General features: G+C 70.9%; 19 protein-coding genes and 1 pseudogene. 8 read left to right on the forward strand and 12 right to left on the reverse strand.

From position 1 onward, the window contains the following. Positions 1–3: 3 nt before the first annotated feature. From ACWDEX_RS02280 to rsmI, 6 genes are all read right to left on the reverse strand, one after another. The gene (locus ACWDEX_RS02280) at positions 4–897 is read right to left on the reverse strand and encodes a 4-(cytidine 5'-diphospho)-2-C-methyl-D-erythritol kinase (protein WP_450461233.1); all 894 of its coding nucleotides are present in this window, start codon (positions 895–897) and stop codon (positions 4–6) included. Beyond that, complete coding sequence (gene rsmA / locus ACWDEX_RS02285) at positions 894–1,802, reverse strand: 16S rRNA (adenine(1518)-N(6)/adenine(1519)-N(6))-dimethyltransferase RsmA (protein WP_450461234.1); 909 nt, start codon at positions 1,800–1,802, stop codon at positions 894–896. The genes ACWDEX_RS02280 and rsmA overlap by 4 nt, the downstream gene beginning before the upstream one ends. A gap of 48 nt (positions 1,803–1,850) precedes the next feature. After that, the gene (locus ACWDEX_RS02290; protein WP_450461235.1) at positions 1,851–3,188 is read right to left on the reverse strand and encodes a ubiquitin-like domain-containing protein; all 1,338 of its coding nucleotides are present in this window, start codon (positions 3,186–3,188) and stop codon (positions 1,851–1,853) included. Between the two features lie 169 nt (positions 3,189–3,357). Further along, on the reverse strand, positions 3,358–4,242 hold the full coding sequence (locus tag ACWDEX_RS02295) for a TatD family hydrolase (RefSeq protein WP_450461237.1): 885 nt from the start codon (positions 4,240–4,242) through the stop codon (positions 3,358–3,360). Between the two features lie 58 nt (positions 4,243–4,300). Further along, positions 4,301–4,648, reverse strand: a complete 348-nt coding sequence (locus tag ACWDEX_RS02300; protein WP_450461238.1) for a hypothetical protein — start codon at positions 4,646–4,648, stop codon at positions 4,301–4,303. A 210-nt stretch (positions 4,649–4,858) separates the two neighbouring features. Next, the gene (rsmI, locus tag ACWDEX_RS02305; RefSeq protein WP_450461364.1) at positions 4,859–5,707 is read right to left on the reverse strand and encodes a 16S rRNA (cytidine(1402)-2'-O)-methyltransferase; all 849 of its coding nucleotides are present in this window, start codon (positions 5,705–5,707) and stop codon (positions 4,859–4,861) included. A gap of 107 nt (positions 5,708–5,814) precedes the next feature. Here rsmI and ACWDEX_RS02310 point away from each other — a divergent pair, with 107 nt between their 5' ends. The 5 genes from ACWDEX_RS02310 to ACWDEX_RS02330 all read left to right on the forward strand — a co-directional run bounded on the left by ACWDEX_RS02310 (position 5,815) and on the right by ACWDEX_RS02330 (position 14,385). Beyond that, positions 5,815–7,554, forward strand: coding sequence for a dolichyl-phosphate-mannose--protein mannosyltransferase (locus ACWDEX_RS02310; RefSeq protein ID WP_450461239.1), 1,740 nt, complete (start codon positions 5,815–5,817; stop codon positions 7,552–7,554). 147 nt (positions 7,555–7,701) lie between these two features. Next, positions 7,702–9,945 carry a protein kinase domain-containing protein gene (locus tag ACWDEX_RS02315; RefSeq protein ID WP_450461240.1) on the forward strand — a complete coding sequence of 748 codons (2,244 nt, stop codon included), beginning with the start codon at positions 7,702–7,704 and terminating at the stop codon, positions 9,943–9,945. A gap of 174 nt (positions 9,946–10,119) precedes the next feature. Beyond that, positions 10,120–11,754, forward strand: coding sequence for a penicillin-binding transpeptidase domain-containing protein (locus ACWDEX_RS02320; protein ID WP_450461241.1), 1,635 nt, complete (start codon positions 10,120–10,122; stop codon positions 11,752–11,754). 94 nt (positions 11,755–11,848) lie between these two features. Then, positions 11,849–13,516 carry a penicillin-binding transpeptidase domain-containing protein gene (locus ACWDEX_RS02325; RefSeq protein WP_450461242.1) on the forward strand — a complete coding sequence of 556 codons (1,668 nt, stop codon included), beginning with the start codon at positions 11,849–11,851 and terminating at the stop codon, positions 13,514–13,516. Between the two features lie 326 nt (positions 13,517–13,842). After that, complete coding sequence (locus ACWDEX_RS02330) at positions 13,843–14,385, forward strand: YbaK/EbsC family protein (protein WP_450461365.1); 543 nt, start codon at positions 13,843–13,845, stop codon at positions 14,383–14,385. Between the two features lie 23 nt (positions 14,386–14,408). Here ACWDEX_RS02330 and ACWDEX_RS02335 read toward each other — a convergent pair. Beyond that, positions 14,409–15,134: pseudogene (locus ACWDEX_RS02335) on the reverse strand (RNA-guided endonuclease InsQ/TnpB family protein); the annotation flags it as partial. Between the two features lie 178 nt (positions 15,135–15,312). On the opposite strand from ACWDEX_RS02335, the gene ACWDEX_RS02340 reads away from it, so the two are divergent. Further along, positions 15,313–16,239, forward strand: a complete 927-nt coding sequence (locus tag ACWDEX_RS02340; protein ID WP_450461243.1) for an NAD(P)-dependent oxidoreductase — start codon at positions 15,313–15,315, stop codon at positions 16,237–16,239. A gap of 104 nt (positions 16,240–16,343) precedes the next feature. Next, positions 16,344–16,622: a DUF1876 domain-containing protein gene (locus tag ACWDEX_RS02345; RefSeq protein WP_450461244.1), complete on the forward strand. Its 279-nt coding sequence runs from the start codon at positions 16,344–16,346 to the stop codon at positions 16,620–16,622. A 65-nt stretch (positions 16,623–16,687) separates the two neighbouring features. Here the strand turns inward: ACWDEX_RS02345 and ACWDEX_RS02350 are convergent, their stop codons facing one another. The 4 genes from ACWDEX_RS02350 to ACWDEX_RS02365 all read right to left on the reverse strand — a co-directional run bounded on the left by ACWDEX_RS02350 (position 16,688) and on the right by ACWDEX_RS02365 (position 20,521). Further along, positions 16,688–17,845, reverse strand: a complete 1,158-nt coding sequence (locus tag ACWDEX_RS02350) for a serine hydrolase domain-containing protein (protein WP_450461366.1) — start codon at positions 17,843–17,845, stop codon at positions 16,688–16,690. Positions 17,846–17,953: 108 nt separating this feature from the next. Continuing rightward, positions 17,954–18,721 carry an energy-coupling factor ABC transporter ATP-binding protein gene (locus tag ACWDEX_RS02355; RefSeq protein ID WP_450461245.1) on the reverse strand — a complete coding sequence of 256 codons (768 nt, stop codon included), beginning with the start codon at positions 18,719–18,721 and terminating at the stop codon, positions 17,954–17,956. Beyond that, positions 18,709–19,470, reverse strand: a complete 762-nt coding sequence (gene cbiQ / locus ACWDEX_RS02360; RefSeq protein WP_450461246.1) for a cobalt ECF transporter T component CbiQ — start codon at positions 19,468–19,470, stop codon at positions 18,709–18,711. Before cbiQ ends, ACWDEX_RS02355 begins: the two co-directional genes overlap by 13 nt. Before the next feature lies 1 nt (position 19,471). After that, positions 19,472–20,521, reverse strand: coding sequence for an energy-coupling factor ABC transporter permease (locus ACWDEX_RS02365; protein WP_450461247.1), 1,050 nt, complete (start codon positions 20,519–20,521; stop codon positions 19,472–19,474). Positions 20,522–20,682: 161 nt separating this feature from the next. On the opposite strand from ACWDEX_RS02365, the gene ACWDEX_RS02370 reads away from it, so the two are divergent. After that, complete coding sequence (locus ACWDEX_RS02370; RefSeq protein WP_450461248.1) at positions 20,683–21,021, forward strand: SsgA family sporulation/cell division regulator; 339 nt, start codon at positions 20,683–20,685, stop codon at positions 21,019–21,021. On the opposite strand, the gene ACWDEX_RS02375 is transcribed toward ACWDEX_RS02370, so the two are convergent. Beyond that, positions 20,994–21,191, reverse strand: coding sequence for a DUF397 domain-containing protein (locus ACWDEX_RS02375; protein ID WP_450461249.1), 198 nt, complete (start codon positions 21,189–21,191; stop codon positions 20,994–20,996). The two genes, ACWDEX_RS02370 and ACWDEX_RS02375, sit on opposite strands and share 28 nt — an antisense overlap. Positions 21,192–21,218: the final 27 nt, after the last annotated feature.

Genomic DNA, 21,218 nt, shown 5'->3' on the forward strand with positions numbered 1-21,218 from the left:
CGGTCAGAGCACCGTCGCCCCCGGCGCCGGGGACACCGCCACCCGCGCCGATCGGCACGTCCCCGATGCCACCAGTGCCTGCGCGATCCGCTCCGCCGCCTCGGCGTCCTGCGCCAGGAACGCCGTCGTGGGCCCCGACCCGGACACCAGTCCCGTCAGTGCCCCGGCCGCACGCCCCTCGGCCAGGGTCCGCGCCAGTTCCGGGAACAGCGACAGCGCGGCCGGCTGGAGGTCGTTGGAGACCGCCGCCGCGAGCGCCACGGCATCGCCCTTCGCCAGCGCGTCGAGCACGTCCTGCGAGACAACGGGCTCGGGTACCCGTACGCCTTCGGTCAGCCGGTCGAACTCCCGGAACACCGCGGGGGTCGACAGCCCCCGCCCGGCCGTGGCGAACACCCAGTGGAAGGTTCCGCCGACCTCCAGCGCCGTGAGCTTCTCGCCCCGCCCGGTACCCAGAGCCGCCCCGCCCACCAGGCTGAACGGGACATCGCTGCCCAACTCGGCGCAGATGTCGAGGAGTTCCTCACGAGAGGCGTTCGTGCCCCACAGCGCGTCGCAGGCCACCAGTGCGCCCGCGCCGTCCGCACTGCCGCCCGCCATGCCACCGGCGACCGGGATGTCCTTGGTGATGTGAAGGTGCACGGCGGGGCTGCGGCCGTGACGTTCGGCGAGCGCGAGGGCGGCACGGGCGGCCAGGTTCGTACGGTCCAGGGGGACCTGGCCGGCGTCCGGGCCCGAGCAGGTCACGCGCAGTTCGTCGGCCTCGGTGACGGTGACCTCGTCGTACAGGCCCACGGCGAGGAAGACGTTGGCGAGGTCATGGAAGCCGTCGGGACGGGCGGCGCCCACCGCGAGCTGGACATTGACCTTGGCCGGGACGCGGACGGTGACGCTCACTGGTTTCCGGGCTCCTCTGTCGTGGATGCGGAGGCCGTCCTCTGCCGTGCCGCGGCTTCCGCGATACGCGCGAACTCCTCCACAGTCAGCGATTCACCGCGCGCCTGCGGCGAGACACCGGCGGCGACGAGCGCCGCCTCGGCCGCCGCCGCCGATCCGGCCCAGCCGGCGAGCGCGGCCCGCAGGGTCTTGCGTCGCTGGGCGAAGGCCGCGTCGATGACGGCGAAGACCTCGCGCTTGGTGGCCGTGGTCCTGACCGGCTCGGTCCGGCGGACCAGCGACACCAGCCCGCTGTCCACGTTCGGCGCCGGCCAGAAGACATTGCGGCCGATGGCTCCGGCCCGCTTGACCTGGGCGTACCAGTTCGCCTTGACGGACGGCACGCCGTAGACCTTGGACCCGGGGGTGGCCGCGAGGCGGTCGGCGACCTCCGACTGCACCATGACGAGGGTGCGTTCGATACTCGGGAAGGTGTCGAGCATATGGAGCAGGACGGGCACGGCGACGTTGTACGGCAGGTTCGCCACCAGCGCGGTGGGAGCGGGTCCCGGCAGCTCCGCGACGTGCAGGGCGTCGGAGTGCACCAGCGCGAACCGGTCGGCCCGCTCGGGCATGCGGGCGGCGATGGTCGTGGGCAGTGCCGCCGCGAGGACGTCGTCGATCTCGACGGCCGTGACCCGGTCGGCGACCTCCAGCAGCGCCAGCGTCAGCGAGCCGAGCCCGGGACCCACCTCCACCACGGTGTCGTCGGGCCGCACATCGGCGGTACGCACGATGCGCCGCACGGTGTTGGCGTCGATGACGAAGTTCTGGCCGCGCTGCTTGGTGGGGCGTACGCCGAGGGCTGCCGCCAGCTCACGGATGTCGGCGGGGCCCAGGAGGGCGTCAGGGGTGGGGCTGCTCACGGACCAAGGGTACGGGGCCGCGAAGGGGCGCGAGCCGCACGTCCCCGCTCAGCCGCGCAGCCGCCGCCCGCAGTGCGGCCAGGGGCTGGTCCCGTGGCGGACGTACAGCTTCTTCGCCCGGTACGTCTGCTCCTGGACCGAGGCGTCCTGAGGGCGGCCCGTGCCGCCGATGCTGCGCCAGGTGCGGCGGTCGAACTGATAGAGGCCGCCGTAGGTGCCGGACCGGTCCACCGCGTCCGGCCGGCCACCGGACTCGCAGGCCGCGAGTTTGCGCCAGTTCAGGTCCTCCGCGCCCGCCACGGTGGCCGCGCGCGCTTTGGTGCCCACCCGCACCATCTGGGGCATGGGCTCCAGCACGACCTCGGAGTCGGTGTGCGTCGGTCTTTCCCGGATCCCGTTGACGGAGCGCAGGACGTACGTCACCCGGCGCGTGCCCGGTTGCCCGGCGCGTGCCACCACCTCCGTGCCCTTGAGCAGCGTCGGATCGTCCCTGCGTCGCACCTCGAAGGGGATGGCCTCCTCGCGGATCTCCTTCCAGCCGGACACCCGCAGCACGGTCACCGTCTGCCCGTCGCGCGGGAAGCTCTCCGCCGCCACGGACGTCGTGTCCTGTCCGCGCAGGACGACCCCGGCCTGCTCGACGGCCTCGCGGACGGTCGACGCGTTCGTCTGGATCGTACGTACCTGCCCGTCCGCCACGACCGTCACCGTGCGCTCGCTGCGCACGTCCAGGGCCAGGCCCTCCCGGCCGATCGGCAGGGAGCGCGAGGTCGAGACGTACGCGCCCTGCGCGCGCATCCCGAGCTGCTGAAGCGCGCCGTCCACCGTGGTGGCCGTGGTCCACACCTGACGCGGGCGGCCGTCGATGGTGAGGCGCAGGGGGCGCCCGTAGCGCACGGCCACCTCGTCGCCGCTGGCGAGCCGCGCCCGTCGCCCAGGGGCGACGACATCGTGCCTCCCCACCTTCACGCCCTCCTCGGCGAGCAGCTCGCCCACATCGTCGGCGAAGGTGTGCAGTATGCGCGGCCTGCCGTCCACGGTCAGCTCGACCGCCTTGTCCTGGGCGACGAACGCGGTGGTGCCACCGGCGAGGAAGGCGACGACCAGCGCCTGTGGAAGCAGACGTCGCACTGGGTCGGGGCACACGCCCCCGCCCCTCCCGCGCCGCGCGGCGTGCCGGGCCTGGGCGCGTCCTGTGGTGCGCGGGGTGGCGTTCGCGGGCCGGGACGGCGGTGGTGCTCCGGCCTCCGCGGCACGCGCCGCGCGCACCCGCGTCTCGTAGGCCGGCCGGTAGGTGTCCGAGGACGCCTGGCCATACGGCTCGCGGTCCTCGTACGGCGGAATCGGGCCGTAGGTCCCATACAGCAAGTTATGCCGATCGTTCACGACGACACGCTCCAGAGAGGGGTCCGAAACGGGGAGACCAGAACCTAACGGCTGGCCGTCACTCTCCAAAGCAACGCGGTGACTCGGTGTGGCGACACGGTCCGCGGTCTCGCGAGCGAGGTGCAGGGAGCGTCCGCGAGTGCTTATCGGTCAGTATGAGGAGCCGAAATTAGTAGTCGAAGGCGCGTGCCGTGTTCTCCTCGATGGCCGCCGCCAAGGCGTCCTCCCCGATCCCCCTCACCGCGGCCATGGCGCGAACCGTGACCGGAACGAGGTACGGCGCGTTGGGCCGTCCGCGGTAAGGCGCCGGCGTCAGGAACGGTGCGTCGGTCTCCACGAGGACCAGTTCGAGGGGGGCCACCGCGAGCGCGTCGCGCAGCGGCTGGGCGTTCTTGAACGTCACGTTGCCGGCGAACGACATGAAGTACCCGGCGCGTGCGCACACCTCGGCCATCGCCGCGTCGCCCGAGTAGCAGTGGAAGACGGTCCGCTCCGGCGCGCCCTCCTCCTTGAGGACGCGCAGCACGTCGGCGTGGGCGTCACGGTCGTGGATGACCAGGGTCTTGCCGTGCCGCTTGGCGATCTCGATGTGTGCGCGGAAGGACCGCTCCTGTGCGGCCTTGCCCTCGGGCCCGGTGCGGAAGTAGTCGAGACCGGTCTCGCCGACGCCCTTGACGTGGGGCAGGGCGGCGAGGCGGTCGATCTCGGCCAGTGCCGTCTCGAGCGCCGCGTCGCCGCCCGGCTCGCGCGCGCCCTGCCGCGACCAGCCTCCCCCAGGATCTCCGTGCACGATGCGCGGCGCCTCGTTCGGGTGCAGTGCCACCGCCGCGTGCACGGCCTCGTACGCGGCGGCGGTCTCGGCGGCCCAGCCCGAGCCGCGCACGTCACAGCCGACCTGTACGACCGTCGTCACGCCGACCGACGCTGCCTTGGTGAGGGCCTCCTCGACGGTGGAGGACTGCATGTCGAGGTGGGTGTGCGAGTCGGCGACGGGCACGCCGAGGGGCTCGGGAAGCGGCGGCGGCGCGTTTTTGTCGGACGCTTGGGAAGACATGCCCCGATCCTACGAAAGGCCGATCCCACGCATCTCCGTTCGAACGGCCGGCCGCCCTTCACCCCGCTTTGCGGTGGTGGAAGGGGTGGAGCAGGTGCGACAGATGCCAGTGGTGCTCCTGGTGCTCCCCCCGCAGACGGCTCTGGGCGGAGGACACCTGGCCGGGGCGCATGATGCGCACCACATGACTGTCGCAGTTCAGGCAGGTGGGGCGGCTCAGCGGCGACGGGACGACGCGTCCGGCCGCCACGTACATCACGAACTCGTTGCCGTCCCCGTCGAGATGGTGCTCGATGTCGTACGACTGCTCCCAGCCGTGCCCGCATCGCATGCAGGCGAAGGAATAGGACTCCTGGACGACAGCGGTCGCCGTACCTCGGTCGGTCTGCCCTGCGATCTCGGTCATGCCAGCTCCTTGGTTCCGCTGGACAAGAACCCCGGCGAAGCGGGGTTCCCAGGGACGGAAACGTCCCTTCAACCAGTGGACGCTTCCGCGGTCGCGAACGCATCAGACCTGTCGACTGTTGGAGTCATTTTGGTCAGCTCTTGTCAGAAGGCTTCCAGAGTGCGCCCTGAGCTTTGCTTTTCGCGTCACTCCTTTGCTAGTGCATGAGCGTCAACGGGCCGCGTTCTTCGCCGCCACGACCGCGTCGAACACGTCGCGTTTGGGAATCCCGGCCTCCGCGGCGACCGCCGCGATCGCTTCCTTACGGCGCTCGCCCGCCTCTTCCCTCACCCGCACCCGGCGCACCAGTTCGGCAGCGTCCAGTTCCTCGGCGGCCTTCTCACCGGCGCCCTCCACGACGACGGTGATCTCGCCCCGTACGCCCTCGGCGGCCCACAGCACCAGCTCGCCCAGCGGACCGCGCCTGACCTCCTCGTACGTCTTGGTCAGTTCACGGCAGACGGCGGCCCTGCGCTCGACGCCGAACGCCTCGGCCATGGCGGCGAGGGTGGCCTGAAGCCGGTGCGGGGCCTCGAAGTAGACGAGCGTGCGCCGGTCCTCGGCCACCTCACGCAGCCGGGACAGCCGCTCGCCCGCCTTGCGCGGCAGGAACCCCTCGAAGCAGAACCGGTCGACGGGCAGCCCGGACAGGGCGACCGCGGTGAGCACGGCGGACGGACCGGGCACGGCGGTGACCCGGATGTTCTCCTCCACGGCGGCGGCGACCAGCCGGTACCCGGGATCGGACACGGAGGGCATCCCCGCGTCGGTCACGAGCAGCACGCGCGCCCCGCCCATCAGGGCTTCGACCAGCTCCGGCGTCCGGGCGGACTCGTTGCCCTCGAAGTACGACACGACACGCCCGGTGGGCTGCACGCCCAGCGCCTGGGTGAGCCGGCGCAGCCTGCGTGTGTCCTCGGCGGCGATCACGTCGGCGGTGGCCAGCTCCTGCGCGAGCCTCGGCGGCGCGTCCTCGATGTCCCCGATGGGGGTGCCGGCGAGAACCAGGATTCCAGGCATGGCCCCGGTCGGGGTTGCGGTCGTGGTGGCGGGTGTCACTGTCACGTTTCCATCCTCGCAGGCGCCGTCCGCGGGACTCACTCAGTCGGGTTCCCTACGATGGCGCGGTGACCAGTACCGCGTCCTCCACGGACACCCGGCAGGGCCAGGCCACCGAAGACCAGCGGCCGTCGTGGCAGCAGCGGCTGCGCCATTTCGGCTATACGGCGCGCCCGGCGATCGACGTCCGCGACCGGCTGGTGCCACCGTTCAGCGAACCCAGCCCACGCCTTTGGGCGGCGATCGGGCTGCGCCGGGAGGTCGCCGACCGCCTCACGCGCTGGTCGGCGTGGGGCGGACCGCTGCTCGTGACGCTGATGGCCGGGCTGATGCGGTTCTGGAACCTGGGCAGCCCCAAAGCGGTGATATTCGACGAGACGTACTACGCCAAGGACGCCTGGGCACTCGTCCACAACGGGTACGAGTCGAACTGGGCGAAGGAAGCCAACGACCTGATCCTCCAGCACCACGGCCATGTGGCGATCCCGACGGACGCCGCGTACGTGGTGCACCCGCCGGTCGGCAAGTACGTCATCGGGCTGGGTGAGCTGATCTTCGGGTTCAACCCGTTCGGCTGGCGCTTCATGACGGCGCTGCTGGGCACGCTGTCGGTGCTGCTGCTGTGCCGTATCGGCCGCCGGCTGTTCCGCTCGACGTTCCTGGGCTGTCTGGCCGGTGCGCTGCTGGCGGTGGACGGGCTGCAGTTCGTGATGAGCCGCACCTCACTGCTCGACGGCGTGCTGGAGTTCTTCGTGCTCGCGGCCTTCGGCTGTCTGCTCGTCGACCGGGACCGGGCACGCGCCAGGCTGGCGGCGGCGCTCCCGGTGGACGCGGACGGCCGGGTACGCCCCGACGCGCACACCGCGGAGGCGACGCGCCTCGGATGGCGGCCCTGGCGCTGGCTGGCGGGCCTGATGCTCGGCCTCGCCATCGGCACCAAGTGGAACGGCCTCTACGTCCTGGCCGCCTTCTGTGTGATGACGGTCCTGTGGGACGTGGGCGCGCGCCGGGTCGCGGGCGCCCACCACCCCTACCTGACGGTCCTCAAGCGGGACACGGGGCTTGCGTTCCTCGCGACGGTCCCGGTCGCACTGGTCGTCTACCTCGCCTCCTGGACCGGCTGGATCCTCTCTCCCGCCAACGGCTCCGGCGGCTACTACCGCAACTGGGCGGCCACCGACGGCAAGGGCGGCTTCTGGTCCTTCCTGCCCGACTGGCTGCGCAGCCTGTGGCACTACGAGCACGAGGTCTACCAGTTCCACGTGGGCCTGTCGTCCCCGCACACGTACCAGTCGAACCCGTGGAGCTGGCTCGTGGCGGGCCGCCCCGTCTCGTACTTCTACGAGTCCCCGTCCCCCGGCCAGGCCGGCTGCCCCGCGGACGCGGGCGGCAAGTGCGCCCGTGAGGTGCTGGCGCTCGGCACGCCGCTGCTGTGGTGGGCGGCCTGCTTGGCGATCCTTTACGTGCTGTGGCGCTGGGCGTTCCGCCGCGACTGGCGGGCGGGGGCGATCGCCTGTGGCGTCGCGGCCGGCTATCTGCCCTGGTTCATGTACCAGGAGCGCACGATCTTCTACTTCTACGCGGTCGTCTTCGTCCCGTTCCTGTGCCTGGCGGTGGCGATGATGATCGGCGGCATCCTCGGCCCGCCCGGCTCGAACGAACGCCGCCGGGTCGTGGGAGCGGCGGGCGCGGGCGTCCTGGTCCTGCTGATCGCCTGGAACTTCATCTACTTCTGGCCGATCTACACGGGCCGGGCGATCCCGATCGAGTCGTGGCGGGCGCGGATGTGGCTGGATACCTGGGTCTAGCCGGGCAGGCACACCACGGGGGCAGCCTGGGCCCCCTGTTCGTCACCCGTTTTGCTCTGCCTTCCCGACCTGCGGCTAGTTTGTGTGAACTACAGGTAGGCACGCCCGTGGCGGCAGAGGTGCACGGGGGAAGGGAGGTCGGGAGAAGTGTCGCTGCGTGGAGGTGATCCAGCCGAGATCGGCGGCTATCCGCTCGAGGCGCGGCTCGGCTCGGGTGGCATGGGCACGGTCTTTCTGGCCCGTACGAGTTCGGGGCGACCTGTCGCGATCAAACTGATCCACCAGCAGTTCGCGGGGGACGACGAGTTCCGCATCCGTTTCCGGCAGGAGGTGGCGGCGGCGAGGCGGGTGAGCGGCGCGTTCACCGCCGCCGTGGTCGACGCTGACCCCGAGGCCGAGCAGCCATGGATGGCGACGACCTATATCGAGGGGTACACGCTCGCCCAGCACATCGCCACGAAGGGCCCGCTGAACGGAGCGGAGCTGAGGCGGCTCGCCATCGGACTGGCGGAGGCGCTGCGCGACATCCACCGGGTGGGGGTCGTCCACCGTGACCTGAAGCCCTCGAACGTCGTGCTCTCGCCCGAGGGACCGCGCGTCATCGACTTCGGCATTTCGCGCGCCGTGGACAACCAGACGCTGACGATGACAGGGCGGGTCATCGGTACGCCGCCCTTCATGTCCCCGGAGCAGTTGCAGGCGCCGCGTGGTGTGGGGCCGCGGTCCGACGTCTTCTCGCTGGCGACGCTGCTGGTGTACTCGGCGACGGGCCGCGGGCCCTTCGACGCGGACAGCCCGTACATGACGGCTTATCAGGTGGTGCATGAGGAGCCGTCGCTGGGCGCCGTGCCGGTGGCTTTGCGCGCGGTCGTCAAGTCGTGCCTGGACAAGGAGCCCGAGCGGCGCCCCTCTGCGGACGAACTCCTCGTGCTGCTGCGGGACCTGCCGGCCGACCTCGGTGGGACCGACGCGAACGGGGCCGGTGCGGGCTGCACCCGTGACGTGAATACCCAGCATCACTTCGCGATGCGGGCCACCCCGGCGCCGACTGCCCCGACCACCGCCCCGGCCGGTCCCGGTACAGGGAGCACTGGCACCCCCACCGGCCGCCGTCTGCGTCGCCGATGGCGTCCTGTGTTCGCGGCCGCGGTCGCGGTGGTGGCGATCGGCGGAGGAGTCGCCGCCCTGAAAGCGGGCAGCTCCGGGGGGAACAGCGGCGGCGACAAGGGCCACCGCGTTGCGGCGCCGGGTGCCACACTTCCGGACGGTTTCGAACCGTGGCGCAAGACCGTTCAGGGCGGTCGCGAGGACATCCCCGACGAGTTGCGTTGCGTCGCGCGCGGCGACGCGCTGTTCTGCGGGGGCGGCGGTGTTGTCGCGACCCGTATCAGGGCCGTGGACGGCTCGCGGGTGTGGACGGTGAAGAGCCCGGGCGTCCCTGTCCAGGGCATGCACCTGGTGGGCGCCACCGACGACACAGTGCTCGGTTACCGCTTCGCCGCCGAGGACGCCCCGCAGGACCCATCCAGCGAGGTGGTGGCCATCGACGCCGACAACGGCCGCGAGCTGTGGTCCGTGCCGTCCGGCGCCCGGTCGACGGCCGTCACGGGTCGGACCCAGGACGCCGTTGTGGTCGGCTCCACCGTCGTGACGGTCGACGCGTCCAACGCCCGCTTCGAGGCCCGGGACGCGCACAGCGGTGAGGTCACCTGGACGACGTCGTTCCCCACAGGTACCCAGTGCGCTCCCGTCCCGGTGGGCCCACAACTCCTCGCGATGTGCGCGACGGATGCGGAGGTGGATGCCTCAGAGGTGCGCCACCCCACCCTGTACACGGTCGACCGTGCCTCGGGGACGCTGGGCGGGCCCATCGCGGTCAACGGCCCCGCCGTGCCGATGGGCGTCACCAACGGCAAGCTCGTACTCCTTCAGGCACACATGGAAGGAGTGGCACTGGCCGGCTACGACGGGGTGGCGCGGGTCGACCCCGCCTCGCGGAAGGTCACGTACTCCCGACTGGCCAAGACATACGCGGGGACGCCCGGCATGGCGGACGGCACCGTCTACGTGAGCGGGCAGACCGGTCTCGTCACAGCGCTCGACCCCGCGACCGGCCGGAAGAAGTGGTCACGGCAGACTGCCGTGGAGGGCGCCTCGGGTCCCGTCGCGGGAGCCGGCGCGCTGTACTTCAGCTCGGCCACCGGCCGGGTGGTCGCGCTGTCGCCGTACGACGGCAAACCCCTGTGGACAACGGACCCGCAGGCCGATGGTTTGACGGGCGAGCAGGGCGCAAGCCCACGCGTGACCGTTGCGGGGCGTGCGGTGATCGTGGCCGCGGCCAAGAACACTCTCTTCGCCTTCGACACCCAGAAGCCGCCGAAGTCGGGCTGACCCGGGCGCCACTGGGCATCGGCCGCTTTCCTTGCCGTGCGGACACCTCAGCCCCGAGATGGGCCCCATTCACGGACAGGACCTTAGATCACTCTTCGGACAACAAACGATCACAGCCTTCACCAGTTCCCCTCGGGCCCCTACAGTGCGAGGCCTCTACGGGGAGGGGACGTCGTGCGCACAGGGGCCAAGGCCGCCGTAGTCGGTGGGGTGTTCGCGGTGATGGTGGGTGGTGCGGGGTACGGAGTGTACAACTTCCTGAACGCGCTCAACGACAGTCCCAAGAGCAGCGTCGAGGGGCCCGCCCCCGTGAGGACCGGGCCGCCGTCCGCGGACGAGGTCAAGGAGGCGAGTACGAAGTTCCTCGCCGCCTGGGCGAAGGGTGACGCGGCCACCGCGGGCTCGCACACGAACAACTCCGAGGACGCGGAGCGGCTGCTGACCGCGTACGGCGCCGACGCGCACATCGGCGCGGTGCACATCACGCAGTGTGCGCGGAGCGGGAACTCGGTGCCGTTCTCGGTGAAGGCGACGGTGTCGTACGGAGGGAAGTCCAAGCCCCTCACGTACGACAGCGCGCTGACCGTCGTGCGCGGGGTGAGCACGGGCCGCGCGCTGGTCGACTGGCAGCCGTCCATCGTCCATCCCGGCCTGGAGAGGGGGGACACGCTCGTCACCGGTGAGGCCAAGGTCCCGCCCATCGAGGCGGTGGACCGCAACGGCGTGGTGCTGACAGGCAAGAAGTACCCCTCCCTCGGCCCGATCCTGGACTCGCTGCGCGCGAAGTACGGCGACGCGGCCGGCGGCAGGCCGGGCGTCGAACTGTCCGTCGTGCACGCCGACGGGAACGCTTCCGGCAAGACGCTGATGACCCTCGCCAAGGGCAGCCCGGGAACGCTGCACACGACGCTCAGCGCCGGTGCGCAGGCGGCGGCCGAGCGGGCAGTGGCCAACTATGCGGAGTCGTCGGTGGTGGCCGTGAAGCCGAGCACCGGTGAGGTGCTCGCGGTCGCCAACCACCGCAAGGACGAGTTCAACGCGGCCTTCGAGGGGCGGCTGGCACCCGGCTCCACGATGAAGATCATCACGTCGGCGATGCTCATCGACAACGGCGTCACCACGATGAACGGCCCGGCGCCCTGCAAGGACACGGCGGTATGGCAGAGCCAGACCTTCCACAACCTCAAGAACATGCCCCCCGATGAGAACGCCACCCTCGCGAACAGCTTCATGCGCTCGTGCAACACGGCGTTCGTGCAACTGATCGACGAAAAGACGCTCACGGACGGGTCGTTGACGGCCGAGGCCCAGGAACGGTTCGGTCTCGGACGGGACGACTGGAAGACGGGCATCGTCTCCTTCGACGGCAGCGTCCCCGCCTCCGGCGGCCCGGACCGGGCGGCCAACGCCATCGGTCAGGGCCAGGTCCAGATGAACCCGCTGAACATGGCGTCGGTCACGGCGACCGCGATCACGGGCACCTTCCGGCAGCCCTACCTGGTCTCGCCGAAACTCGACAACCGTCAACTGGCCACCGCCAGGGGCCTGGCGCCGGGCACGGTCGCGCAGCTCAAAGCGATGATGCGGCTGACGGCGACCCAGGGCACCGCCAGGCCGGCGATGGCAGGGCTCGGCGGGGACATCGGCGCGAAGACCGGGTCCGCGGAGGTCGACGGCCAGACGAAGTCCAACAGTTGGTTCACCGGCTACCGGGGCGACATCGCGGCGGCGGCCATGACCCAGGAGGGCGGGCACGGCGGCGACGCGGCCGGTCCTATCGTCGCAGCTGTGCTACGAACCGGCGGCTGACGTCACTCGTGTCACCCCGGGACTCTAGGGTGGTTGTTCTCGTTGAGGAGTGTGAGGCGCCGGGGGGCCTGGGGACTGTGGAGGTTCGAAAGCTGTGGGCAAGAGAAGGCGCGTCACCGAGCAGAGGACGAGCCGGCCGCTGGTGATCGGAGGGCTGATAGCCGCCGTCGGCGTGGGTGGGGCGGTCGCCGGCTACAGCTTGATGGGCGGCGCGGCCGCCGAGGACCGTACGACGGCCACAGCCGACCACAAGCCCGTGAAGACGGGCCCGCCGTCGGCCTCCGAGGTCCGGACGACGGCCACGGCGTTCCTGACGGCCTGGCAGCGGGGCGATGTCGCGAAGGCGGCGGCCGCGACGGACGATTCGGCGGCCGCGACCCGGGCCCTGACGGGTTACGGCAAGGACGCCCACATCACGGGCGTCACCCTGACCCGTGGGACGCCGTCCGGGGCGTCGGTCCCGTTCTCCGTCAAGGCGACGGTGTCGTACCAGGGCAAGAGCAAGCCGCTGACGTACGAGTCGAAGCTGACGGTGGTGCGCCGGGTCAAGGATGGTGTGCCGCTGGTGGGTTGGCAGCCGTCGGTGGTGCATCCCGATCTGACCGACGGCGACCGGCTGGTGACGGGTGAGGCGGGCGCGCCCCCGATCAAGGCCCTGGACCGGGCCGGCGGCGAACTCACCACGGCCGCGTACCCGTCCCTGGGCACGGTGCTGGACGGCCTGCGCGAGAAGTACGGCAAGACGGCCGGCGGCAAGGCGGGCGTGGAGCTGCGGGTCGTACGCAAGGCGCCGGCGAAGGGCACGCAGAAGACCCCCGACAAGACACTGGTCACGCTGAGCGCGGGCACGCCGGGCACGCTGAAGACGACGCTGAGCCCGAGTCTCCAGGCGAAGGCGGAGCAGCAGGTGGCCAAGAAGGACAAGGCGTCCGTGGTCATCATGCGCCCGTCGACGGGCGAGATCCTGGCGGTGGCGAACTCGGGCCACGGCTTCAACGTGGCGTTCCAGGGATCCCTCGCCCCCGGGTCGACGATGAAGATCGTGTCGTCGACGTTGCTGTTCGAGAAGCATCTGGCGTCGGCGGACAAGACGCACCCGTGCCCCAAGTACTCCACGTACGGCGGCTGGAAGTTCCAGAACGACAAGAAGTTCGAGATCAAGAAGGGCACGTTCAAGGCGAGCTTCGCGGCATCCTGCAACACGGCCTTCATCAGCCAGGCGAAGAAGCTCCACGACGACGACCTCACCAAGGTCGCCCAGCAGGTCTACGGCCTGGGCATGAACAACTGGGCGACCGGCGTCCCGACCTTCGACGGCGCGGTCCCGGTGCAGAGCGCGGCCCAGATGGCGGCGTCCCTGATCGGCCAGGGCGGGGTCCGGATGAACCCGCTGAACATGGCCTCGGTGGTCTCGACGGCGAAGACCGGTGTCTTCCGCCAGCCGTATCTGGTCTCCCCGTCGGTGGACAACCGCTCCCTGGCGAAGGCGAGCCGCACGATGTCGGCGTCGGCCCAGTCCCAGTTGAAGGAGGTCCTCCAGTACACGGCCGCGGCGGGTACGGCCGCCAAGGCGATGGCGGGCCTGGGTCCGGACTTCGGTGCGAAGACCGGCTCGGCTGAGGTCGACGGTCAGGAGAAGCCCAACGGGTGGTTCACGGCCTGGAAGGGCGACCTGGCCGGCGCGGGCGTGGTCCAGTCGGGCGGCCACGGCGGTGACACTGCGGGGCCGATCGTGGCGGCGCTGCTGCGGGCCGGGAGCTGACGCGGGCGCGCGCCCGCCATCTGGAATCGGTTCGCATGCGGCGTACCCGCGTCGCTAGTGCTGTGACCGGAAAGGTTTGCCGGGAAGCTCGCGGCGCCCGGTGCTGGGGGTACCTCCCACGCCCTTCAGGCAGTGGGGGAGCATCGCAAGGCGGAGCATCACCCGCGTACTGGATGTACTCGGGTGATGCGACAACGCGGCGTGGGGGTCCCCCCTGCTCGAAGAGCTTGGGGGAGTGCCGTGCCGGGCGTCGCGAGCCGGTGAACCTTTCCGGTCACAGCGCTAGCGTGGCGTTCTCGCCTTCCTCGCCTGTCAAGGAGTTTCCGATGACGACGCCCCCCGCAGCAGACTCCGGAGCCCACCCCCGTTTCGCCGAAGCCCTGGAGGAGCTGGGGCTCGGCGAACTGCACACCCGGATCCGCCGCTTCCCGGACGCGACGCGTACCGCCGCCGAGGCCGCCGCGGCGATCGGGTGCGAACTGAGCCAGATCTGCAAGTCGTTGATCTTCGCGGTGTGGGGGTCTCCCCTGCTCGAGCCAAGTCGAGAGCTTGGGGGAGTTCCGGTCCTCGTTCTGATGGACGGGGCGTCCCGGGTGGACGTGGAGCGCGTACGGGAGGAACTGGGTGCCGAGAAGGTGACCCGGGCGAAGGCCGACCTCGTGCGGGAGACCACCGGGTACGCGATCGGCGGTGTGCCGCCCTTCGGGCACCGTACGAAGACGCGGGTGCTCGCCGACCGTTCGCTGCTCGACCACGACACCGTGTGGGCCGCGGCGGGCACTCCGCACACCGTGTTCCCGATGGACCCGAAGACACTGATCGCCCACGCGGGCGGCACACTGGTGGACGTGCGCGAGCGGTCCGTATGACTCCCGCCGTCACCACGGCGGTGAACGAGCCGAGTGGTGAGCTTGTGCAGATTGTCGCGCCTGCGGTCGGCGATGCGAGCATGGATGCGAGCGACCTTCTGGCGGGCCTTGGCCCGGTTGGCACCGTCACCCTTGGCCTTGCGGGACAGTTCCCGCTGGGCCCTGGCCAGGCGTGCGCGGTCACGCCGCTCGTGCCGGGGGTTGTGGACCTTCTCCCCGGTGGACAGGGTCAACAGGTGGTCGAGCCCCGCGTCCACACCGACAGCGTTATCGCTGCCCGTGAACGGTTTGACGGTCGGGTCCTCACACAGGAGAGACACGAACCAGCGTCCGGCCGCGTACTGCGACACCGTCACCGTGGACGGAGCGGCACCCTCCGGCAGAGGACGCGACCACACGATGTCCAACGGCTGCGCCATCTTCGCCAGTGTCAGCTCCCCCTCACGGAAACGGAACGCACTGGTGGTGTACTCGGCACACTTGCGGGACTTCTTCCGCGACTTGAAGCGCGGGTACTTGGCACGCTTGGCGAAGAAGTGGGTGAACGCCGTCTGAAGATGGCGCAGGGCCTGCTGCAGCGCGTTGTAGGTGACCCGCTCCTGCCGCAGCGTCCACGCCTCGGTAGGTGCCGTGAGCGCGAGGTTGTAGACCTTCCGCACGCACCCGAACGTCCGCGACAGCTCGGCTGCCTGCGCATCGGTCGGATAGAAGCGGTACTTGAACGCCCGCTTCACAGAGGTGACCCCCACCACTCACACGCTAGCCCGTCGCCTTGTGGGTCGTGTGGCGGTTACGGAAAGTGCGCCGGTCCGCCCTGACGGCGAGCCGGCGTCCCCTGCCCTGCTCCGCAGGGGTTCGATTCTCTCCCGCAAGCGGGAGGCACCCCCACCCCGCCCTGAAGGACGGGGTTTCCTCGAAGGAGACCAGATGACCGACAAGCTCACCGTGAGCGTCCTGGGCACGGGGATCATGGGGGCCGCGATGGCCCGCAACCTCGCCCGCGCCGGGCACACCGTCCGCGCCTGGAACCGCACCCGCGACAAGGCCGAACCGCTCGCCGCCGACGGCGCGCACATCGCCGGCACTCCCGCCGACGCCGTGCGCGACGCCGACGTCGTGCTGACCATGCTGTACGACGGCGCGACCGTCCTCGAGGTCATGCGGGAGGCCGCCCCCGCCCTGCGCACCGGCACCGCCTGGGTGCAGTCGACCACCGCCGGGATCGAGGCCGTCGGCGAGCTGGCCGGCTTCGCCCGCGACCACGCCCTGGTCTTCTTCGACGCCCCCGTGCTGGGTACCCGCCAGCCCGCGGAGGCCGGGCAGCTGACCGTCCTCGCCGCGGGCCCCTCGGACGGCAGGGAGGTGGTGACGCCCGTCTTCGACGCCGTCGGCAGCCGCACCATGTGGATGGGTGAGGACGGCGCAGCGGGCGGTGCCACCCGGCTCAAGCTGGTGGCCAACAGCTGGGTCCTGGCGGTCACCGCCGCGGCCGGTGAGGTGTTGGCCCTGGCGCGGGGCCTCGGCGTCGACCCGCAGAACTTCCTCGACCTCATCGCCGGCGGTGGGCTCGACATGGGCTATCTGCGCGCCAAGGCGGACGCCGTTCTGAACGACAAGCTCACTCCGCCCAGTTTCGCGGTGACCACCGCCGAGAAGGACGCCCGACTGATCGTGCGGGCCGGTGAGCGGCACGGCGTCCGCCTCGACGTGATCGAGGCGACCGCCGAACGCCTCTCGCGCGCCGCCGCCCAGGGCCACGCCGCCGAGGACATGGCCGCCGCGTACTTCGCCAGTTTCGACGACAAGTCCGCGTCCGACGACAAGTCCCCGTCCGACGACAAGCCCGCGTCCTGAGGGCAGACCGTGGGAGAGCGCGGGCAACGTGCGAAGCGCCCGCGACCGTGCGTCCCGCTGCCAGGAGGAGCACCCTGGAATCAGCGGTTCCGGAGGTGATGGTCATGGTTCTGCACACCGCGGTGGGATGGCATGTCGAGCTCGAGTTCGAGGAGGATCAGGACAAGACCCGGGCGGCGGCGCTCGTACGGCTTCCCGACGGGAACGAGGTCCGCTCGCGCGGATACGCCAGCCGCCACCACTCCGACGCGAATCAGCCGCGCGTCGGGGAGGAGATCGCGGGGGCGCGTGCCCTCAACGAGTTGGCGATGCGGCTGCTCACGAAGGCGCATGAGGAGATCGATGAGGCGTCGGGGAGGACGTCGCGTCCGCTGACGCACTGAGTGCGTCCCGGTGATGCCCGTACGCGCCGATGCGTACGGGCATCACTGTGCCCGTACGCCAGGACTTACGTCAGTGACGTACGCACCGCCCGTACCAGCGCCTGCGCCCGCGGGTCCGCCGTCACGCTCGTACGGAAGCCGTTGGTGACATAGCCGAAGGCGATGCCCGACTCGGGGTCGGCGAAGCCCAGGGCGCCGCCGCGGCCCGGGTGGCCGAAGGAACCGGGGCCGAGGAGCGGGGACGCGCCGCCGTGCAGCATGTAACCGAGGCCGAACCGGGTGGCGACGACGAGCACCCGGTCGGGGCCGGCGGAGGCCTCCGCGCGGGCCTGTTCCAGCGTCCACGGCGTGAACAGGCGTACGCCGCCCACCTCTGAGGTCAGTGCCGCGTAGAAGCGGGCGAGGCCGTCGGCCGTCGCGATGCCGTTCGACGCTGGAAGGACCGCCGCGCGGTAGGCCGGGTCGTTCTCGTCGGGCGCCGGGCTGATCGCGGCGAAGGCGCGGCGGGTCAGGCTGTCGGGATCCGCGTACGCCTCGGCGACCGCGCGCTTGGGGCGGGTGCGCAGCGCGCCGTCCTGCACCGGTGCCTCGATGGGGCCGACCCGGCCCACCCGCTGGGCCTCGGCCCCTGGCAGGCCCACCCACAGGTCGAGGCCCAGCGGGTGGGCTATCTCGGTGGCGATCCACTCGCCGATCGAGCGGCCCGTGGCCCGCCGCACCAGCTCACCGGTCAGCCAGCCATAGGTGTGCGCGTGGTAGCCGTGGTCCGTGCCGGGTTCCCAGGCGGGGGTCTGCGAAGCGAGCACGGTGGCGGCGAGGTCCGGGTCGGCCGCCTCGGCGGGCGTGAGCGGACGGGCCGGCGCCGGTACGCCGGCGCGGTGCGCCAGCACATGCCGCACCAGCGTGCGCTCCTTGCCGAGTGCCTTGAACTCAGGCCAGTAGTGGCCGACCGGCGCGTCCAGGTCCAGTTCCCCGCGCTCGGCCAGCATCAGCAGGACGGCCGCGGCCACCCCCTTGGTCGCCGAGCGCACGATCTGCGCGGTGCCCTGCTCCCAGGCGGCGCTGCCGTCGACGTCCCGTGTCCCGCCCCACAGGTCCACGACCTTGCGCCCGTCGCGGTACACGGCCACCGCCGCGCCGCGCTCCCCCAGCGTCTCGAAGTTCCGTACGAACGCTTCCCTGACCGGCTCGAAGCCCTCGGCCACAACGCCGTTCACGTCCACGCCCGTGTTCCCTTCACTCACCTACGCCCACACACGCCTTTGATGGTGAGTGCAACACGCATCGAGTGCCTTCGATTCCTTGAGTCCCCGGCCGTCGTGCGGCGAAGGTCACACACCACCCGTGCCCGTCGGCACGGTTCGGGGATCGAAGCCGAAGGGCAGTTCCAGACGGTGTGCGCGCATGAGCTCGTCGTCGGCGAGGAGATCGGCCGTCTTTCCGTCCGCCGCGATCACGCCCTCGCTGAGGACCAGAGATCGCGGGCACAGCTCCAGCGCGTACGGCAGGTCGTGCGTGACCATGAGGACAGTGACGTCCAACGACCGCAGGATGTCGGCGAGTTCACGCCGCGAGGCGGGGTCGAGGTTGGACGACGGCTCGTCCAGGACGAGGATCTCCGGCTCCATGGCCAGGACGGTGGCCACCGCCACCCGGCGTCGCTGGCCGAAGGAGAGGTGGTGCGGCGGGCGGTCCTTGAACTCCGCCATGCCGACCAGTTGGAGCGCCCGGTCGACACGGGCCTCCAGTGCGGCGCCCTTCAGGCCGGCCGCCGCGGGTCCGAAGGCCACGTCCTCGCGGACGGTCGGCATGAAGAGCTGGTCGTCCGGATCCTGGAAGACGATGCCGACACGGCGGCGGATCTCGGCCATGTGCTGCTTCCCGACGGGGAGCCCGGCGACGGTCACGGTCCCGGTACCGCCGCTCAGAATGCCGTTGAGGTGCAGCACGAGCGTCGTCTTCCCGGCGCCGTTCGGCCCGAGCAGTGCGACCCGCTCGCCGCGGGCGATGCGGAAGTCGACACCGAAGAGGGCCTGGTGTCCGTCGGGGTAGGCGAAGGCCAGTCGGGCCACTTCCAGCGAAGGTGTCACAGGGTCCATCCCAGCAGGCAGACGACGAGGGCGGCGAGGGGCAGGGCGAGGGCGCAGGACCACTGGGCGCGGGAGGCGGTCACCTCGTCGATGACCGGCATCGCACCGGCGTAGCCCCGGCTGACCATGGCCAGGTGCACGCGCTCGCCGCGTTCGTAGGAGCGGATGAAGAGCGCGCCGGCGGACTTGGCGAGCACGCCCCAGTGGCGGATGCCACGCGCCTCGAAGCCGCGCGACTCCCGGGCGATCCGCATCCGCCGCATCTCGTCGGTGATGACGTCGCCGTAGCGGATCATGAAGGAGGCGATCTGTACGAGCAGCGGCGGGAGTCTGAGCCGCTGCAACCCGAGGAGCAGTTCGCGCAGTTCGGTGGTCGAGGCGAGCAGGACCGAGGCGGCGACGCCGAGGGTGCCCTTGGCGAGCACGTTCCAGGCACCCCACAGCCCGCTGACGCTCAGCGACAGCCCGAGGACGTGGACCCGCTCGCCCTCCGCCACGAACGGCATGAGCACCGCGAAGGCGACGAACGGGATCTCGATCAGCAGCCGCCGGAGCAGGAACCCGGCGGGTACCCGGGCCGCGTACGCGACGGCACCGAGGAGGACGGCGTACAGAGCGAACGCCCACATCGCCTCGCGCGGCGTCGACACCACGACCACGACGAAGGCGAACGTGGCCGCGAGCTTGGTGTGCGGCGGCAGTCCGTGCACGGGCGAGTGCCCGTGCCGGTAGAGCCTGTGCGCGTGCCCGGCACCCACTTCAGCCGACCTGGGTGGTCTCGACCTGCGAGGGCTCGCTCGTACGGCGGCGGCGAACCGCCCAGAAGACGGTGCTGCCCGCGACAACGGTCACGCCGACGCCGATCGCGCCCGCGAGACCGCCGGAGAGACGTGCGTTGCCGATGTCCTTTACCCCGTAGTCGGCAAGCGGCGAGTCGGCGCTCGCGTGCTCCCGCGTCTTCTTGTCGATGCCCTGGTCGGCGGCGACCTTCTCCAGTCCGTCGGGGCTGGCGGAGGCGTAGAAGCTGACGAACCCGGCGAGGACGAGGGAGGTGACGAGACCGGTGATCCAGAGCCCGCGGCGGGACCGGGCGGCGACGGGCGCGGGCTCGGCCGCGGGCGCGTCGACCAGCTCTCCGCCGACACGCAGCTTGAGGCGCTGCTGCAGGCCCCGGGCGCCGTACACGAGGTCGGGCCGTACGGCGATGACGGCACCCACGGTCAGGGCGGTGATGGCGGCCTCACCGAGGCCGATGAGGACGTGGACGCCGATCATCGCGGTGGCGACCTTGCCGATCGAGACGTCGGTGGTGCCGCCGATCGCGTAGATCAGCGTGAAGGCGACGGCGGCGGCCGGCACGGAGAGCAGGGCAGCGAGGAAGGAGGCGACGGTGACGGAACGGCGCGTGCGCGGGAGCACCTTGACCAGCCCGCGGAAGACGGCGTACGCGACGACGGTCGTGACGATCGCCATGTCGGTGATGTTGACGCCGAGCGCGGTGAGGCCGCCGTCGGCGAAGAGGATGCCCTGCATGAGGAGCACGACCGAGACGCACAGGACCCCGGTGTAGGGCCCGACGAGTATGGCGGCGAGCGCCCCGCCGAGCAGATGTCCGCTGGTGCCGGCGGCTACCGGGAAGTTCAGCATCTGTACGGCGAAGATGAACGCGGCCACCAGGCCGGCTAGTGGCGCGGTGCGCTCGTCGAGTTCACGTCGGGCGCCCTTGAGGCTGACAGCCAAGGCGCCCGCGGCGACTACGCCGGTCGCGGCGGAGATGGGGGCGTTGATGAATCCGTCGGGCACATGCACCGTTCGAGAATACCCGCTTATTGCGAATGGTTCGCAAGAGCGAGAATGGCTCCGAACCCGTCCGCACGCGACCGGAAGCCCCTTTTGTCCCGTTATGGGACATTGGAGAGGTGGCGGATTCAAGGGGTCCGCCGTGGTGACGTAGCGTGAGGAGCGGTGCCATGTCCGTTGTGGAACAGTACGCACGAGCCCATGTCGTCACGGACTCCCTGGACGCTCCGGACACGATCCCCGTCATCCTGCGCTACGACCCGAGCGACCCCCGCTCCATCCACATCGGCCTGCCCGGCCCCCAGGAGTGGTCCGTCTCCCGGGACCTGCTGGAACAGGGCCTGCGCGCCCCGGCGAGCAAGGACGACGTGAGCATCTGGCCGTGCGGCCGGGTCCAGGCGGTGATGGAGTTCCACTCGCCGCAGGGGGTCGAGGTGGTGCAGTTCGAGTCGCAGACGCTGCTCCGGTTCCTGCGGCGGACCTACCTGGAGGGGGTCGCGGCAGGCTGAACGGAGAGGTGGGTGACGAAGTCCGCCCAGGTGGTGGGGGTGACGGTGAGGTGGGGGGTGCGCGGGGTCTTCGAGTCGCGGATGTGGATGGTGGTGGGGGCTGTCGCTACCTCGACGCAGTCGTTGCCGTTGCTGCTGTCGCTGTGGCTGCTCTTGAACCAGGACGCCACGTCGCCAGCAGTGCCCGCGTGCCGCCA

The organism is Streptomyces sp. NPDC001020 (assembly GCF_053599115.1).

What these genes read in the sequence shown, in the direction of transcription:
- ACWDEX_RS02300 (WP_450461238.1), bottom strand. Translation starts at nt 4,648, where the DNA reads ATGACCGAGATCGCAGGGCAGACCGACCGAGGTACGGCGACCGCTGTC.
- ACWDEX_RS02355 (WP_450461245.1), bottom strand. Translation starts at nt 18,721, where the DNA reads ATGGACCCTGTGACACCTTCGCTGGAAGTGGCCCGACTGGCCTTCGCC.
- rsmI (WP_450461364.1), bottom strand. Translation starts at nt 5,707, where the DNA reads ATGCCTGGAATCCTGGTTCTCGCCGGCACCCCCATCGGGGACATCGAG.
- ACWDEX_RS02340 (WP_450461243.1), top strand. Translation starts at nt 15,313, where the DNA reads ATGACCGACAAGCTCACCGTGAGCGTCCTGGGCACGGGGATCATGGGG.
- ACWDEX_RS02330 (WP_450461365.1), top strand. Translation starts at nt 13,843, where the DNA reads ATGACGACGCCCCCCGCAGCAGACTCCGGAGCCCACCCCCGTTTCGCC.
- ACWDEX_RS02295 (WP_450461237.1), bottom strand. Translation starts at nt 4,242, where the DNA reads ATGTCTTCCCAAGCGTCCGACAAAAACGCGCCGCCGCCGCTTCCCGAG.
- ACWDEX_RS02345 (WP_450461244.1), top strand. Translation starts at nt 16,344, where the DNA reads ATGGTTCTGCACACCGCGGTGGGATGGCATGTCGAGCTCGAGTTCGAG.
- ACWDEX_RS02370 (WP_450461248.1), top strand. Translation starts at nt 20,683, where the DNA reads ATGTCCGTTGTGGAACAGTACGCACGAGCCCATGTCGTCACGGACTCC.